Origin of the sequence: Reyranella aquatilis, from assembly GCF_020880995.1 — a bacterium.
GTDB lineage: Bacteria > Pseudomonadota > Alphaproteobacteria > Reyranellales > Reyranellaceae > Reyranella > Reyranella aquatilis.
Genome location: NZ_JAJISD010000009.1, coordinates 190,962 through 207,115, shown reverse-complemented (window position 1 = coordinate 207,115; position 16,154 = coordinate 190,962). Strand labels below are relative to the sequence as shown.

Annotated in this window: 18 protein-coding genes; 16 read left to right on the top strand and 2 right to left on the bottom strand. The window is 66.7% G+C overall.

The window, feature by feature from the left end; all coding sequences use genetic code 11:
• Nucleotides 1-10: 10 nt before the first annotated feature.
• The gene (locus LJ725_RS20700; protein WP_329958383.1) at nucleotides 11-490 is read right to left on the bottom strand and encodes a peptidylprolyl isomerase; all 480 of its coding nucleotides are present in this window, start codon (nucleotides 488-490) and stop codon (nucleotides 11-13) included.
• Nucleotides 491-864: 374 nt separating this feature from the next.
• Between LJ725_RS20700 and coxB the strand changes: the two genes are divergently transcribed.
• The 12 genes from coxB to LJ725_RS20640 all read left to right on the top strand — a co-directional run bounded on the left by coxB (nucleotide 865) and on the right by LJ725_RS20640 (nucleotide 11,752).
• Complete coding sequence (coxB, locus tag LJ725_RS20695) at nucleotides 865-1,731, top strand: cytochrome c oxidase subunit II (RefSeq protein WP_230552679.1); 867 nt, start codon at nucleotides 865-867, stop codon at nucleotides 1,729-1,731.
• A gap of 24 nt (nucleotides 1,732-1,755) precedes the next feature.
• Entirely contained in the window at nucleotides 1,756-3,390 is a 1,635-nt protein-coding gene (gene ctaD / locus LJ725_RS20690) for a cytochrome c oxidase subunit I (protein WP_230552678.1), read from the top strand.
• A gap of 48 nt (nucleotides 3,391-3,438) precedes the next feature.
• The gene (locus LJ725_RS20685; RefSeq protein WP_230552677.1) at nucleotides 3,439-4,371 is read left to right on the top strand and encodes a heme o synthase; all 933 of its coding nucleotides are present in this window, start codon (nucleotides 3,439-3,441) and stop codon (nucleotides 4,369-4,371) included.
• Between the two features lie 8 nt (nucleotides 4,372-4,379).
• Complete coding sequence (locus LJ725_RS20680; RefSeq protein WP_230552676.1) at nucleotides 4,380-4,520, top strand: hypothetical protein; 141 nt, start codon at nucleotides 4,380-4,382, stop codon at nucleotides 4,518-4,520.
• The gene (locus LJ725_RS20675) at nucleotides 4,517-5,119 is read left to right on the top strand and encodes a cytochrome c oxidase assembly protein (protein WP_230552675.1); all 603 of its coding nucleotides are present in this window, start codon (nucleotides 4,517-4,519) and stop codon (nucleotides 5,117-5,119) included. Before LJ725_RS20680 ends, LJ725_RS20675 begins: the two co-directional genes overlap by 4 nt.
• Before the next feature lie 2 nt (nucleotides 5,120-5,121).
• Nucleotides 5,122-5,994, top strand: coding sequence for a cytochrome c oxidase subunit 3 (locus tag LJ725_RS20670; RefSeq protein WP_230552770.1), 873 nt, complete (start codon nucleotides 5,122-5,124; stop codon nucleotides 5,992-5,994).
• A gap of 66 nt (nucleotides 5,995-6,060) precedes the next feature.
• Nucleotides 6,061-6,423 carry a DUF983 domain-containing protein gene (locus LJ725_RS20665; RefSeq protein ID WP_230552673.1) on the top strand — a complete coding sequence of 121 codons (363 nt, stop codon included), beginning with the start codon at nucleotides 6,061-6,063 and terminating at the stop codon, nucleotides 6,421-6,423.
• A gap of 27 nt (nucleotides 6,424-6,450) precedes the next feature.
• The gene (locus LJ725_RS20660) at nucleotides 6,451-7,188 is read left to right on the top strand and encodes an SURF1 family protein (protein WP_230552670.1); all 738 of its coding nucleotides are present in this window, start codon (nucleotides 6,451-6,453) and stop codon (nucleotides 7,186-7,188) included.
• Nucleotides 7,185-8,687, top strand: a complete 1,503-nt coding sequence (locus LJ725_RS20655) for a carboxypeptidase M32 (RefSeq protein WP_230552669.1) — start codon at nucleotides 7,185-7,187, stop codon at nucleotides 8,685-8,687. Before LJ725_RS20660 ends, LJ725_RS20655 begins: the two co-directional genes overlap by 4 nt.
• Before the next feature lie 9 nt (nucleotides 8,688-8,696).
• Nucleotides 8,697-8,948: a DUF1272 domain-containing protein gene (locus LJ725_RS20650; RefSeq protein WP_216964385.1), complete on the top strand. Its 252-nt coding sequence runs from the start codon at nucleotides 8,697-8,699 to the stop codon at nucleotides 8,946-8,948.
• A gap of 93 nt (nucleotides 8,949-9,041) precedes the next feature.
• Nucleotides 9,042-10,487 carry a threonine synthase gene (thrC, locus tag LJ725_RS20645; protein ID WP_230552668.1) on the top strand — a complete coding sequence of 482 codons (1,446 nt, stop codon included), beginning with the start codon at nucleotides 9,042-9,044 and terminating at the stop codon, nucleotides 10,485-10,487.
• Nucleotides 10,484-11,752: a M16 family metallopeptidase gene (locus LJ725_RS20640; RefSeq protein ID WP_230552667.1), complete on the top strand. Its 1,269-nt coding sequence runs from the start codon at nucleotides 10,484-10,486 to the stop codon at nucleotides 11,750-11,752. Before thrC ends, LJ725_RS20640 begins: the two co-directional genes overlap by 4 nt.
• Nucleotides 11,753-11,762: 10 nt before the next feature.
• On the opposite strand, the gene LJ725_RS20635 is transcribed toward LJ725_RS20640, so the two are convergent.
• Nucleotides 11,763-12,560, bottom strand: coding sequence for an aspartyl/asparaginyl beta-hydroxylase domain-containing protein (locus tag LJ725_RS20635; protein WP_230552666.1), 798 nt, complete (start codon nucleotides 12,558-12,560; stop codon nucleotides 11,763-11,765).
• Nucleotides 12,561-12,712: 152 nt separating this feature from the next.
• Here LJ725_RS20635 and LJ725_RS20630 point away from each other — a divergent pair, with 152 nt between their 5' ends.
• The 4 genes from LJ725_RS20630 (at nucleotide 12,713) to LJ725_RS20615 (ending at nucleotide 15,883) form a co-directional block, all read left to right on the top strand.
• Nucleotides 12,713-13,321: a GNAT family N-acetyltransferase gene (locus LJ725_RS20630; protein WP_408015761.1), complete on the top strand. Its 609-nt coding sequence runs from the start codon at nucleotides 12,713-12,715 to the stop codon at nucleotides 13,319-13,321.
• 42 nt (nucleotides 13,322-13,363) lie between these two features.
• Nucleotides 13,364-14,233, top strand: a complete 870-nt coding sequence (locus tag LJ725_RS20625; RefSeq protein ID WP_230552663.1) for a dioxygenase family protein — start codon at nucleotides 13,364-13,366, stop codon at nucleotides 14,231-14,233.
• A complete protein-coding gene (locus LJ725_RS20620) occupies nucleotides 14,233-14,973 on the top strand; it encodes an ABC transporter ATP-binding protein (protein ID WP_230552662.1) in 741 nt (246 codons plus the stop codon). The genes LJ725_RS20625 and LJ725_RS20620 overlap by 1 nt, the downstream gene beginning before the upstream one ends.
• Before the next feature lie 163 nt (nucleotides 14,974-15,136).
• Nucleotides 15,137-15,883, top strand: a complete 747-nt coding sequence (locus LJ725_RS20615; RefSeq protein ID WP_230552769.1) for an ABC transporter permease — start codon at nucleotides 15,137-15,139, stop codon at nucleotides 15,881-15,883.
• The last annotated feature ends 271 nt before the right edge of the window (nucleotides 15,884-16,154 follow it).

The following is a 16,154-nucleotide window of genomic DNA, read 5'->3' as shown; positions in this document are numbered from 1 at the left end:
GCGGGGGAGCCTAGCTCTTCGCGTCCGCCGCGACCTGGACCTTGATCATCTTGTCCGGCGGCGCCGACACGGCGCCCGAGCCCGGCGCGCCCTTCTTGATCTTGTCGACGAATTCCATGCCGGACGTGACCTTGCCCCAGACGGTGTACTGGCCGTCGAGGAAGTTCGAGTCCTTGAAGACGATGAAGAACTGGCTGCGGGCGCTGTTCGGGTCGTTGGTGCGGGCCATCGAGACCACGCCGCGGCTGTGCGGCTCCTTGGAGAACTCGGCCTTGAGCGTTTCGCCCATGCCGCCGCTGCCGGTGCCGGTCGGATCGCCGGTCTGCGCCATGAAGCCGTCGATCACGCGGTGGAAGACCACGCCGTCGTACTTGCCCTCGCGCGCCAGCTTCTTGATCTGGGCGACGTGCTTGGGGGCGAGGTCGGGGCGCATCTCGATGACGACGCGGCCGTCCTTGAGGTCGATGTAGAGAGTATTTTCCTTATCCATGGCGGAGGCTGCTCCTGCGAACATGAGAATGACGGCAAGGACGGGCGTCAGAAAGGCGAGCCGCATGACGATTTCCTTCGGCGAAGCCGCGGTCCGGCCGCGGCGGGCGGACCTTAAAGGGCGATCTTCGAAAGACAAGCGGCAACTTCGGGGCGTGATCGGGGGGCGAATGAGCCGGGGAGAGGGCCTGAGCCGCGCTCCGGGGCGGCCGGCTTTCCCCATCCTGCGGCCGGCTGCGACCGGCCGCCACATACCGACACGGGCTGAAAACCCGTTACGACCCACGGCTATATCTGGTACTAACCCGTTTGAAATGCGGGGGATTTTGCGGGTCGGAAAACCTGCCGGGTCTTAACCGCCGAGGGGACGGATGCATGGTCGTTAAGCGCGTTTTGGGCGTTCTTGGGCTGTTGGCGGCAATGGCCGGATTCGGCATCGCGGCGCCTGCCCAGGCGCAGAAGGTCATTGGCGTGCCGCATGATTGGCAGCTGAATTTTCCGCCGCCCTACACGCCGATCATGGAGCGGGTCGAATCGCTGCATGACCTGCTGCTGGTGATCATCACCCTGATCTGCGTCTTCGTGCTGCTGCTGCTGGTCTACGCCGTCTGGCGCTTCCATGCCGGCCGCAACCCCACGCCGACGACGGTCACCCACAACACGCTGCTCGAGATCGCCTGGACGATCATTCCGATCCTGATCCTGGTCGTGATCGCCATTCCGTCGTTCCGCCTGCTCTACTACAGCGACAAGGCGACGGATGCGGCTCTGACGGTGAAGGTCACCGGACACCAGTGGTACTGGTCCTACAACTACCCGGACCAGGGCGATTTCACGATCGAGAGCCGCATGTTGAGCGAGGCCGATCGCGCCAAGACCAAGCCGCAGGTGCCGCGCCTGCTCGCCGTCGACGAGGAAATGGTGATCCCGGCCAACACGGTCGTGCGCATCATCGGCACCGCCGAGGGCGGCAGCATGCACGGCTGGACCGTCCCGGGCTTCGGCATCAAGAAGACGGTGATTCCCGGCCGCCTCAACGAGGGCTGGATCAGCGTCAAGGAAGAGGGCCTCTATTTCGGCCAGTGCTCGCAGATCTGCGGCCAGAACCACAGCTTCATGCCGATTGGCATTCGCGTGGTCTCCAAGGCCGATTTCGACAAGTGGGTTGCGGACAAGAAGAAGGCCGCCGGGCTCGCGCCTGCGACCGACGTCGCGTCCGCCACCGCTCCCGCCAACCGCTAAGCGCTTCTCCGCAGGAGATACAGAATGGCCACCGCGCACGGCGCCGCCCACGACCACCACGCCCACGGGCATGACGATCACACGCCAACCGGCATCAAGCGGTGGCTGTACAGCACGAACCACAAGGACATCGGAACGATGTACCTTGTCTTCTCGATCTTCGCGGCCCTGATCGGCGCCGGATTCTCGGTCTACATGCGCCTCGAGCTCATGCAGCCGGGCGTCCAGTACTTCAACGGCGCCGACGGCACCCCGGACGGCCACTTCTGGAACACGGTCGTGACGGCGCACGGCCTGATCATGGTGTTCTTCGTCGTCATGCCGGGCCTGATCGGCGGCTTCGGCAACTGGTTCGTGCCGCTGATGATCGGGGCGCCCGACATGGCGTTCCCGCGCATGAACAACATCAGCTTCTGGCTGCTGCCTCCGGCCTTCATCCTGCTGCTGATGTCCGCCCTGATCGGCGGCGGCGTGGGCACCGGATGGACGATCTATCCGCCGCTCACGATCAACCAGGGCGCGGGCATGGATCTCGCGATCTTCTCGCTGCACATTGCCGGCGCGTCGTCGATCCTTGGCGCGATCAACTTCATCACCACCATCCTGAACATGCGCGCGCCGGGCATGACGCTGCACCGCATGCCGCTGTTCGCCTGGTCGGTGCTCGTGACGGCGTTCCTGCTGCTGCTGGCGCTGCCGGTCCTCGCCGGCGCGATCACGATGCTGCTGACGGACCGCAACTTCGGCACCTCGTTCTTCAAGGCAGAGGGCGGCGGCGATCCGACGCTGTTCCTGAACCTGTTCTGGTTCTTCGGGCACCCCGAAGTCTACATCATGATCCTGCCGGCGTTCGGCATCATCAGCCACATCATCTCGACCTTCGCCCGCAAGCCGATCTTCGGCTATCTCGGCATGGCCTACGCGATGGTGGCGATCGGCGTCGTCGGCTTCGTCGTGTGGGCGCACCACATGTACACGGTCGGCATGGACGTCGACACGCGGGCCTACTTCGTGGCCGCGACGATGGTGATCGCCGTCCCGACGGGCGTGAAGATCTTCTCGTGGATCGCCACGATGTGGGGCGGCTCGATCCGCCTCACCATCCCGATGCTGTGGGCGATCGGCTTCATCTTCCTGTTCACCGTCGGCGGCGTGACCGGCGTCGTTCTGGCGAATGCCGGCGTCGACTACTCGCTGCACAACACCTACTACGTGATCGCGCACTTCCACTATGTGCTGTCGCTCGGTGCGGTGTTCGGCATGTTTGCCGGCTTCTACTACTGGATCGGCAAGATGTCGGGCCGGCAGTATCCGGAGTGGGCGGCCCAGGTGCATTTCTGGGTGACGTTCGTCGCCGTGAACCTGACGTTCTTCCCGATGCACTTCTCGGGCCTGGCCGGCATGCCGCGCCACTACGTCGATTACCCGGATGCGATGGCGCACTGGAACTACCTGTCCTCGATCGGTGCGTTCCTGTCGTTCGGCTCGACGATCTTCTGGTTGATCTTCGTGGTGTTCGGCACCCTCCTGTTCGGCCGCAAGGTCGGCGCCAACTATTGGGGCGAGGGCGCCACGACGCTGGAATGGACCGTGTCCTCGCCGCCGCCGTACCACACGTTCGAGGAACTGCCGCACATCTCGCCGACGGCGCACCACTAGGAACGGAGCGGAGGCCCCCCAAGAAGGCGCCTTCGCCTTGAAAGGCACATGAGCGAGACCGCGCACACTCTTTCGGACAGAATCGACACCGCCACGGCGCCCGCGCGCGTGCGTGACTACATCGACCTGCTGAAGCCGCGCGTGATGTCGCTGGTGGTGTTCACGGGCTGGATCGGCGTCCTGATCGCGCCCGTGCATATCCATCCGCTCAAGATGCTGGTGGCCGTGATCGCGATCGCGCTGGGCTCGGGTGCGGCCGGTGCCATCAACATGTGGTACGAGCGCGATCTCGACGCGCTGATGGCGCGGACGCGCAACCGTCCGCTGCCGGCCGGCCGCGTGGCCCCCGACGATGCGCTGGGTTTCGGCCTGCTCCTGTCGATCTTCTCGGTACTGCTGATGGCGGTGTCGACGAACATGGTGGCGGCCGCCCTTCTGGCCGCGGCCATCCTGTTCTACGTCTTCATCTACACGATCTGGCTGAAGCGCCGCACGCCGCATAACATCGTGATCGGCGGCGCCGCCGGCGCCTTCCCGCCGGTGATCGGCTGGGCCGCCGCGACCGGCGACGTCTCTGCCGTCGCCATCGCGCTCTTCCTTCTCGTCTTCCTCTGGACGCCGCCGCATTTCTGGGCGCTCGCCCTCTATCGCCGCGAGGACTATCTCCGCGCCGGCGTGCCGATGCTGCCCGTGGTGGCCGGTCCGCGCGAGACCAAGCGGCAGATGGTGATCTACACACTGCTGCTGCTGCCGGTCGCCATGGTGCCCACGCTGATGGGCTCGGTCGGCTGGGTTTACGGCACGATCGCCCTGGCTCTCTGCCTCGGCTTCATCGCTCACGCGATCGCCGTCTGGCGCACGGCCGACGACGAGACCGCCTTTGGTCCTGCGCGCCGGATGTTCCGCTATTCGCTGATCTATCTCGCGGCGCTGTTCGCGGCGCTGCCGGTCGATCTGGCCGTGGGCCGGATCGCGGGATGATGGCCGCCATGGCACAGGACCGTCGCCCGGGCGATACCGACATGCACCGCCGCCAGCGCGGCAAGAATTTCTTCATTGCGGGCTTCCTGATCGTGCTGGCGGTGATGTTCTTCGCCCTCACGATCGTGCGCATGGGCGGCTACGGATGAGCGATCCCAGGGCCGACATCGCTGCCAAGAACAGGAAGGTCGCTCGGCGCCTCTTCCTCGCGACGGCCGGCATGGGCGGCTTCGCCTACGCCTCGGCGCCGCTCTACGACCTGTTCTGCCGGACCACGGGTTTTGGCGGGACGCCGGTCGTGTCGCAGGCGGGCGATCGCCCGATCCTCGATCGCACGGTCAACGTCCGCTTCGATTCCAACGTCGACACGGCGTTGCCGTGGAAGTTCCAGCCGTTGCAGCGCGAAGTGAAGGTCCGCCTGGGCGAGGAGTATCTCGCCCACTATCGCGTGACCAACCTCTCGCAGCGCCCGGCCGTGGGCACCTCGACCTACAACGTCACGCCGGAGACGGCGGGCGGGTGGTTCAACAAGATCCAGTGCTTCTGCTTCACCGAGCAGCTGCTGCTGCCCGGGCAGTCCGTGGACATGCCCGTGATCTTCTTCGTCGATCCGGAGTTGGATAAGGATCGGCGCTACGACAACATCCGGACCATCACGCTCTCGTACACTTTCTTCGAGGCGAAGACGGAACGGGCCAGGACCTTGCTCGGCGGCGTGGCCGGCAACGAAATCGGAAAGGGTGGATGAACATGGCCGGCGGTACTCCAAAGCATCCCTATCATCTGGTCGATCCCAGCCCGTGGCCGGCGCTGGGTTCGTTCGCGGCGCTGCTGTTGGCCCTGGGCTTCGGGCTGGCGCTGCATCCGGGCATGTTGGGCCCGGGCATCGAGGCCGTCATGAAGTCGGTCCATTGGTGGGCGATCGCCCCCGGCCTGCTGCTCGTGTTCGGCGTGATGTACTGGTGGTGGAGCGACGTCATCGCCGAGTCGCGGGTCTATCACACGGCCGTCGTCCAGCTCGGCCTGCGCTACGGCATGATCCTGTTCATCGCCTCGGAAGTGCTGTTCTTCGCGGCCTTCTTCTGGGCGTTCTTCGACTCCGCCCTCTATCCCGGCGCGCCGAACATGCCGGTCCGGACCGAGGCGACGGGCGGCATCTGGCCGCCGAAGGGCATCAGCATCATCGCGCCGTTCGACCTGCCGCTGATGAACACGCTGATCCTGCTCCTGTCGGGCACGACCTGCACCTGGGCGCATCACGCGATCATCGAAGGCAACCAGAAGGACGCCGTCCGCGGCCTGCTGTGCACCGTCGTCCTGGGCGCGATCTTCACCTGCATCCAGGCCTACGAGTACATTCACGCGCCGTTCACGTTCAGCCAGGACATCTACACGTCGACCTTCTTCATGGCGACGGGCTTCCACGGCTTCCACGTGCTGGTCGGCACGACCTTCCTGATCGTCTGCCTGATCCGCGCCGCCAAAGGCCAGTTCAAGCCGCGTCAGCATTTCGGCTTCGAGGCTGCGGCCTGGTACTGGCACTTCGTCGACGTGGTCTGGCTGTTCCTGTTCTTCTGCATCTACTGGTGGGGCGCCGGAAAAGCGCCGATCGCCCTGCACTGACGCGGGAAGACGGACTATCTTGGAACCGCCGGGTGCTCCCCGGCGGTTCGCTTTTTGGAGAGGCACTTGTCCGACTGGCCGCGCCAATCGCCGTTCGACGTCGCCCTGCGCAGCGCCTGTCCGCGCTGTGGCAAGGGAAAGCTGTTCGTCGGCCTGCTGAACGTGGTCGATCGCTGCTCGGTATGCGGCCTCGACCTGCGCAGCAACGACGCGGGCGACGGGCCCGCGGTGTTCGTCATCCTGGGGCTGGGCGCCATCATCATGATGCTCGTCTTCTGGGTGGAGTTCCGCTACGAGCCGCCGTGGTGGATGCATGTCCTGATCTGGCTGCCGCTGACCTTTGCGCTGGCGGTATGGATGCTGCGTTTCCTGAAGGCGCTGCTGGTCGCCCAGCAGTTCAATCACCGCACGACTGAACTTGATGACTAGGCGAACTCGACGGTTGGAGGAGATACGATGATCCGGCTGCGGCCCGCTTTCTGGCCCACGCTCGTCTCGCTGCCGATCCTGGTGCTCTCGCTGGGCCTCGGCCTGTGGCAGATGGAGCGTCGCGCGTGGAAGGGGGAGATCCTCGATCGCATCGCCACCAACCAGGCGGCGGCGCCGATGACGCTCGATCAGCTGCTCGCCGGCGACCCGTTGCGGCACGAGTACGGACGCGTGAGGGTCGCGGGCACGTTCGAGCACGGCCACGAATTCTTCCTCGCCGCGCGGAGCCTGAAGAACAAGGTCGGGCTGCAGGTAATCGTGCCGCTCAAGACCGACGACGGGCGCGTGATCCTGTTCGATCGCGGATGGGTGCCGGACCGCGCGGCCGCGACGCAGGCCATCACCCGGACGACGGGGCGCGTCGAGGTCACCGGCCTCGTTCGCCGTTCGCAGATCCGGGCGCGTTTCGCGCCCGAGAACGTGCCGGAAAAGAACGTCTGGTTTCAGGCCGACGTGCCGCTGATGCGCAAGCTGGCGGGGGCACCGCCCGACCCGAAGCTCGACACGTTCTTTCTCGAAGCCGACGCCACGCCCAATCCGGGCGGGGTACCGGTCGGCGGCCAGACACGGCTCGAGATTCCCAACGACCATCTCCAGTACGCCATCACCTGGTTCCTGATCGCGCTGGCGCTGTCCGGCGTCTATCTCGCCTATCACTGGGAGAACGGGCGGCTGGAGATCAACGGCCGCGGGAAGGCGAAATGATCGTCAACGATCCCTACGTCGAGCTCGAGCGCCGTTTCGCGCGGATGAGCGATGTCGGACGCGCGGCGGCGATCCTGAACTGGGACCGGTCGACCATGATGCCGGACGGCGCCAGCGGGGACCGCGCCGACCAGCTCGCGACCCTGGGCCTCATCGCGCACGAGATGATCGCCGCGCCGGAGATGCCGGAGCTGCTCGAGCGCGCCGAGGAGGGGAGGGCATCGCTCGATCCCTGGCAGGCTGCCAACCTGCGCGAAATGCGCCGAACCTGGGTGCATGAGAGTGCCCTGCCGGCCGACCTCGTCGAGGCGCGCACGCGCGCCTGTTCGGCCTGCGAGCTGGCCTGGCGGTCCGCAAAGAAGAACGCCGACTTCAAGTCGCTGCTGCCGACGCTCGCGGAAGTGCTGACCATCATGCGTCGTGTGGGCGAGGCGAAGGCCGCCGCCCTCGGCACCTCGCTTTACGACGCGCTGCTCGACGAGTTCGAGCCCGGCGGCCGTTCCGGCCGCATCGATGCGCTGTTCGCCGAGCTGCGCGGCTTCCTGCCCGACCTGCTCGGCCGCGTGCTGGAGCGCCAGAAGAGCCGGCCCGATCCGTTGCCGCTGGAGGGGCCGTTCCCGGTCGAGGCGCAGCGCCGGCTGGGCGAGGAGCTGATCCGCCGGATCGGTTTCGACTTCCATCACGGCCGCCTCGACGTGTCGGCCCACCCCTTCACCGGCGGTACCGCCGACGACGTGCGCATCACCACGCGCTACGACGAGCAGGATTTCGCGCGCGCCCTGATGGGCGTGCTGCACGAGACCGGGCATGGTCTCTACGAGGCCGGCCTGCCCAAGGCCTGGCGGCGTCAACCGGTCGGCAATGCCCGCGGCATGACCCTGCACGAGAGCCAGTCGCTGCTGATGGAGATGCAGGCCTGTCGCAGCGACGCGTTCCTCGCCTTCGCGGCGCCGCGCATGCGGGCCGCCTTCGGCAAGGACGGGCCGGCCTGGACCGAGGACAACATCCACCGGCTCTATACCCGCGTGGCGCCGGGCTTCATCCGTGTCGACGCGGACGAGGTTACCTATCCGCTGCACATCATGCTGCGCTACCGGCTGGAGCGCGCGATGCTGGCGGGGGATCTGCCGCTCGCCGATCTGCCGGGGGCCTGGAACGACGGCATGCGGGAGCTTCTGGGCATCGTGCCGCCCGACGATTCGCTGGGTTGCCTGCAGGACATCCATTGGCCGGACGGCGGGTGGGGGTATTTCCCGACCTACACGCTGGGGGCGCTCGCCGCGGCCCAGCTCTTTGCCGCCGCCCGCCGGGCGAATCCGGACCTGATGGAGGCCATCGGACGGGGCGATTTCGCGCCGCTGCTGGCCTGGCTGCGGACGAACGTCCACGGCAAGGGCTCGATCGCCACGACCGACGAGATCCTGACCGCGGCCACCGGCACGCCGCTTGGGGCGTCGGCCTTCAAAGCGCATCTGGAAAGCCGCTACCTGCAGGCGTAAGAGGGACGGATGCTCGACCTGCGCCCCAATTGCGAATGCTGCGACAAGGACCTGCCCAACGGCGCGTCCGACGCCCTGATCTGCACCTTCGAGTGCACGTTCTGCGCGGATTGTGCGCGAACCCGCCTGGGCGGACATTGCCCGAACTGCGGCGGCGACCTGGTCAAGCGCCCGACCCGCCCCGAGAAAGCATTGGCCAAGTTCCCGGCCTCCACGAAACGGGTCCGCAAGGACCATGAGGCCTGCCGGCAGGTCGCCTGATTTGTCATCTCGACCGGAGCGAAGCGGAGTGGAGAGATCCTATCCGTGCCTCGTTGGAATGAGGCCTCCCGGTCGCGTTCGGAGCAATCGTTAATGCGTTACATCAGCACCCGCCACGGTTCGCAGGGCACGCCTGCGCCGCTTGGCTTCGAAGACATCATGCTTGCGGGTCTCGCCCGCGACGGCGGCCTCTATCTGCCGGCCGAATGGCCGCAGTTCAGCAAGGCCGAGATCGCGGCGATGCAAGGGCTCGGCTACACCGAGCTCGCCTTCCGCGTGATGCGGCCCTTCGTCGGCGACTCGTTCGACGAGGCGACCTTCCGCCGCCTGATCGGCGAGGCCTATGCCTCGTTCGAGACACCGGAGGTCGCGCCGCTGAAGCCGCTCGGCGATTCGGGCCTGCACCTGCTCGAACTGTTCCACGGCCCGACGCTCGCCTTCAAGGACGTGGCGCTGCAGCTGCTCGGCCGCATGCTCGACCAGACGCTGACGGCGCGCGGCCAGCACGCGACCATCGTCGGCGCGACGTCGGGCGACACCGGCTCGGCCGCCATCGAGGCGGTGCGCGACCGCAAGACCATCGACATCTTCATGCTGTTCCCCAAGGGCCGCGTGAGCGAGGTCCAGCGGCGACAGATGACGACGGTGCTGGCGGCCAACGTCCACAACATCGCGGTCCAGGGCACGTTCGACGACTGCCAGGACCTCGCCAAGGCCTGCTTCAACGATCTCGCATTCCGCGACCGCCATGCGTTGACGGCCGTGAACTCGATCAACTTCGCCCGCGTGATGGCTCAGATCGTCTATTACTTTTGGGCCGCCCTGAAGCTCGGGGCGCCGGAGCGTCCCGTCGCCTTCAGCGTGCCCAGCGGCAACTTCGGCAACGTCTACGCGGGCTATGCCGCGAAGCAGATGGGCCTGCCGATCTCGCACTTCGTGGTCGGCGCCAACAGCAACGACATCCTGGCCCGCTTCTTCGAGAGCGGGACGATGAAGACGTCGGAGGTCGTGCCGACCTTGAGCCCGAGCATGGACATCCAGATCTCGAGCAATTTCGAGCGTCTGCTGTTCGATCTCTACGATCGCAATGGCGTGGCGCTCGCGGAAGCGATGACCTCGTTCCGCAGCACCGGTACGCTCGAGGTCGGCGGCAACGTGCTGGCGGGCGTGCGCGAGCTGTTCGACGCCGGCCGCCTCGACGATGCCGGCACGCTCGCGGCCATGGCAGACTGCCTGAAGCGCTACGGCGAGACGATCGATCCGCACACTGCCGTGGGCTATGCGCTGGCCCAGCAGCATCGGCGCGATACCGCCATCCCGATGGTGGTGCTGGCGACCGCGCATCCCGCCAAGTTCCCGGATGCCGTCGAGAAGGCGACCGGCCAGCGGCCGCGCCTGCCGGCCCGTCTTGCCGACCTGCTGGAGCGCACCGAGCGCTCGGACGGACTGCGCAACGACGTCGAGGCGTTGAAATCCATGATCGACGAGCGGCGGGAGATGGCGGCCGCGCCGGCCAGCCGGAGCAAGGTGCGCCCGTGAGCAACGTGAAGGTCACGACGCTGGCCAATGGTCTGCGCGTCGCCGTGGATCCGATGCCCGAAGTGGAATCGGCCTCGCTCGGCATCTGGGTCGCCTGCGGCACGCGTCACGAATCGGCCGAATTGAACGGCATGGCCCACATGCTGGAGCACATGGCGTTCAAGGGCACCCGGACCCGCAGCGCCCGCGCCATCGCCGAGGAGATCGAGAATGTCGGCGGCAGCCTGAACGCCTATACGGGCCGCGAGATCACCGCCTACCACGCCTCCGTCCTGAAGGAGGACGTGGCGCTGGGCGTCGAGATGGTGTCCGACATCCTGCGCAACTCGGTGTTCGATCCCGACGAGCTGCAGCGCGAGCGGGGCGTTATCCTCCAGGAGATCGGCCAGGCGCTCGACACGCCCGACGACATCATCTTCGACCAGTTCCAGGAAACCGCGCTGCCGGGCCAGCCGCTGGGCCGTCCGGTCCTCGGTACCGCGACCACGGTGGAGGCGATCGGCCGCGACGATCTCTTCGCCTATCTGGCACGTCATTACACGGCGTCGAACATGGTCCTGTCGGCCGCCGGCCGCGTCGAGCACGACCAGATCGTCGATCTCGCCGAGAAGTATTTCGGCTCCGTGCCGCGCACGCCCGCCAATGCCGAGGCTCCGGTGCCGCTCGCCTATGTCGGCGGCGACGGCCGCGAGCAGCGCGTGCTGGAGCAGGCGCATCTCGTGCTGGGTTGCGAGGGGATCGGCTATCGCGATCCGGACTACTTCGCGCTGGCGATCTACTCGACTCTGTTCGGCGGCGGCATGTCCTCGCGCCTGTTCCAGCGCATCCGCGAGGATCGCGGCCTGGTCTACGGCATCCACTGCTTCAATACGGCCTACGCCGATGGTGGCCTGTTCGGCATCTATGCCGGCACGGGCGAGGACGATCTCGCCGAGCTGATCCCGGCGGTATGCGAGGAGTTCGTCGGCGTGGCCGACACGCTGAACGAGCAGGAACTCGTGCGGGCGCGCAACCAGATCAAGGCCGGCACGCTCATGTCGCTCGAATCGAGCGGCTCCCGCTGCGAACAGGCGGCCCGCCACCTGATCGTCCACGGCCGCACGATCCCCTACGAGGAAATCGTGTCGCGCATCGAGGCGGTCGACCAGGACGCCGTGCGACGCGTCGCCCGTCGCCTGCTGCAGGGCAAGCTCACGCTTGCCGCGCTGGGGCCCATCGACGGCCTGGAATCCCTCGACAGGATCGCCGCCCGACTGGCGGCTTAGTCACGACGAGCTAAGCAGCCTTGGCCAGCGCCGGCTGCGCGGTGCGCGGGGGGACGCCGATCGAGGCGCGCTCGATGACGGTCATCACTTCCTTGCTGCGGCGAACCAGGTTGTAGCGCAGGCCGGTATAGAGGTTCACCGGGAAGGGCATCGCGGCGTTGAAGTCGATGATCAGCACGACGCGCGTCTCGTCGGTCTGGTTCTTCACCCAGTGTTCGCGCGTGTCGTCGAACACCAGCGGCTCGCCTTCCCTCCAGAAGAAGTGGTGGCCGCCGATCTCGATCCAGCACTTCTCGGGCTCCTTCGGCACGATCAGCGGATAGTGGAAGCGGATGACGCCGGCGGCGGAGCCGCGATGGGGTTCGATCTCGGCACGGCCCGCAAGAATGCTGAACAGCGCCGAATGGACGCCGGGGATCTTGGCGATCGCGGCCATCGTGTCCGGAACGGCAGCCGCGTTCTCCGTCACCTCGTGGCCCCACAGCTTCAGGAGGAAGGTGCGCCAGGCGCGGCCGGGCACGTAGAGGTCGCGCGGATGGACCTCGTGCAACGCGGGAATCTCGTCGTGGTGGCTGAGCAGGTAGTTGAGGTCGGCCTTGATCTTGTCGTGGCTCTTCTTGAGCTCCGCCAGGACCGGGAAGGCCTTCAGCGCGTCCTCGCCGCCCAGCGGCAGCTTCGGCATGTTCCGAAGGATCATGTCCGAGAGCTTCAGGTTGAAGTCTTCCAGTGGCTGCTGCGGCAGCCAGATGTGCTTGGTCAGGTAGAACCGACCCTTTTCACCGACGCTCGGCTTGTTATCCGTTTGCATGACTGGTTGCCTCGAGGACTCCGATGGGCGGGTGTCGCGCGCCGGTTTGGCGAAATGGCGGCGGCTGAGCTGCCGGGCGCGAAAACTCAATTTCTTGCGTCAACCCCCGGAAAACATGTCAGAATTCCGGAGAAGCGCTATTATAGCCCAAGATGTTCCGTTTTGCCGACGTCCCATTGTCGCTGTCCGGGATGACCAGGATCGCCGGGAAGCGCGTCTTTTTGCGCGCGCCCAGCATGGACGATTGGGCGGAATGGGCGGAACTGCGGGCCCGCAGCCGGTCCTTCCTCACCCCCTGGGAACCGACCTGGCCGGAGGATTCGCTGGCCCGGGACCATTTCCGCCGCCGCTTGCGCCAGCAGGCCAAGGAATGGCGGGCGGGCGAGGCCTACGGCCTGTTCCTGTTCACCAACGAGGGGCGCCGGCTGGTGGGCGGCATCAATCTCAGCAACGTCCGCCGCGGCGTCGCCCAGACGGCCTCGGTCGGGTACTGGATGGGCCAGCCCTATGCCGGCCAAGGGCTGATGACTGATGGGTTGCGCGCGACCCTGCCGTTCGTGTTCGACGATCTCCGCCTGCACCGGCTGGAGGCGGCCTGCCTGCCCCATAACGAGCCTTCCAAGGGGGTCCTGACGAAGGTCGGGTTCCACGAGGAAGGCCTCGCGCGGCAGTATCTGCGGATCAACGGCCAGTGGGCCGACCATCTTCTGTTCGCGTTGCTGCGCGCCGACTACGACGCTCTTCTGCGGGCGCCGCGGTAGCGGGCGGCGGCCCGTCCCCAGCCCTGATCCCCGGGAGCGTTCATGCGCAATCTGACACCGACCACGATCACGCAGGCCTTCGCCGACTATGCGCGCAACGCGCCCTCGGAACGTGCCCGGACGCTGCTGGTGTCGCTGGCCGGCCATCTCCACAGTTTCGTGCGCGACAACAAGGTGACCCAGGCGGAGTGGGGAGCGGCCATCGATGCGCTGACCCGCGCCACGAAGTTCACCGACGACAAACGCAACGAGTACATCCTCTTCTCCGATCTGCTGGGCGTCTCGTCGCTGGTCGACATGGTGAATGCCGCACCGGCCGGCACGCCGTCGTCGGTCCTGGGGCCGTTTCACATCGAAGGTGCGCCCGAACTGCCGAACGGCGGCGACCTGTGGCGCGGCCAGGTCGGCGAGCCGCTGGTCGTGAGCGGCCGCGTCGTCGACCAGAAGGGCGCGCCGGCCAAGGGCACCGTGCTCGCGCTCTGGCAGAATGCCGGCAACGGCCTCTATGCCCAGCAGGACGCCGCGCAGTCGCCGACCAACTATCATGCTCGCCTCACGGTGGCGGACGACGGCACCTTCTCCTTCAGCACGGTCCGGCCGGTTTCCTACAAGGTGCCGGACGACGGCCCGGCCGGGGACATGCTCCGCGTCCTGGGCCGCGATGCCTGGCGGCCGGCCCATCTGCACATGATCGTGCAGGCTCCCGGCCATGCGCCGCTGATCACCGAGTTCTTTCCCGAGGACGACGAGCATCTCGACGGCGATGCCGTGTTCGGTGTCCGGGCGGGACTCGTCCTGCCATTCGGCAAGGTGACCGACCGCGCGGCGCTGCCGGCCAATCTCGCCGCGCGCGACACGCTGCCGTTGCCGGTCTGGACGGCCCGTCTCGACCTGACGCTGCCGCCAGCCTGATGCCGCTCGTCCGCGTCCGGGACGTCTCGCAAGTCTTCGCGAACGGCGTTCAGGCGCTGGGAGGCGTGTCACTGGACATCGGCGTCGGTGAGTTCCTGAGCGTGCTCGGTCCCTCGGGTTGCGGGAAGTCCACGCTGTTGCGTCTGCTTGCGGGGCTTGCCGAGCCGACAGCGGGGACGATCGACTGGCCGCAGGGCCGGCCCGATCTCGGCTTCGTTTTCCAGGAGCCGACCCTCATGCCGTGGACCACGGCGCTGGGAAACGTGGCGCTGCCGCTGAAGCTGCGCGGTCAGGCACGATCCGAGCGCGAGGCGCGCGCCGCCGAGGCGCTCGCGGGTGTGGGCCTCGCCGGCTTCGAGAAGAGCTTTCCGCGCGAACTGTCGGGCGGCATGAAGATGCGCGTCTCGATCGCCCGCGCACTCGTCACCGAGCCGAAGCTGCTCCTGATGGATGAGCCCTTCGCGGCGCTCGACGAGATCACGCGGCGCAAACTCAACACCGACCTGCTGGCGCTTTGGGAGCGCACCCGCTTCACCGCGGTGTTCGTGACGCATTCGGTGTTCGAATCGGTCTTCCTGTCGCAGCGCATCGCCGTGATGAGCGCGCGCCCAGGGCGCGTACGGTCCGAGCTCGCGATATCGGCGCCCTATCCCCGCACCGAAACCTTCGGGACCTCGGCCGACTATGCCGCCCTGTGTCGCCTCGCTTCGGCCCAGCTCTCGGACGCGATGGCGGCATGACGACGTCAGTAACGCTGGGTGCGTGCAACACCCTCACCCAGCCTCTCCCCCTAGCGGGGGAGAGGAGCAGGAGACGGCTGGCCTTCATGTTCCTCTCCCCCTTGGGGGAGAGGTTGGGTGAGGGGGCTTCCCGGTGAGTGCCCGCTTCATTGCGCCCGTCCTCATGGGCATCTTCATGCTGGTCCTGTGGGAAGGGCTCGTGCGCGCGATGGCGATCCCACCCTATATCCTGCCGGGGCCGATCCTGGTGGCGAAGACCCTGGTGTCGGACTGGGGCACGCTCTGGCCGGCGCTGGTGGTGACACTCACCATCACCCTGCAGGCCCTGCTGGCCGCGGTGCTGGTCGGCGGAGCGCTGGCGCTCCTGTTCTCGCTGTCGCGCTGGATCGAACTGTCGCTTTTTCCCTACGCCATCATCCTGCAGGTGACGCCCATCGTCGCCATTGCACCGCTGATCATCGCCTGGGTCGACGATGTCGATGTCTCGCTGCTGATCTGCGCCTGGCTGGTGGCCTTCTTTCCGATCCTGTCCAACACCGTGCTGGGCCTGCGCTCGGTCGACCGCAACCTGCTAGACCTGTTCGAACTCTATGGCGCGAGCCGATGGCGCACGCTGCTCGAGCTGCGCCTGCCGGCGGCACTGCCGTACTTCCTGGGGGGCTTGCGGATCTCGGGCGGCCTGGCGTTGATCGGCGCCGTCGTCGCCGAATTCGTTGCGGGCTCCGGCGGGCGCGCGTCGGGCCTCGCCTATCGCATCCTCGAATCCGGCTATCAGCTCAAGATCCCGCGCATGTTCGCGGCCCTGGTGCTGATCTCGGCCGCGGGCATCGCGATCTACCTGCTGCTGTCGCTGATTTCGCACCTTCTGCTGCGGCGCTGGCACGAAAGCGCGCTCGGCGAGGAAAGGTGAGGGACGGAAAGTGCGGGCGTGGATGACGGGGAGTGGGCCCAATCGATGAACTGGAGGCGTCCCGGATATCAGTTGTAGTGAAGCGGTGGATTCGACCGCGCCGGGTGCCGGCGCTTTACCTGCAGCGCGGCGCAATGTTAGCTTTCGAACGGTTCGCGGGGCATCGATCAAAATGTGGGGCTGGCGTTGTCGCCGGCTGGACCATGTCTCCGGTGATACTCGTGGTTGCAATCACGTGGTGGGGGGAGTCGTGTTGCGAGAACCATCGGCG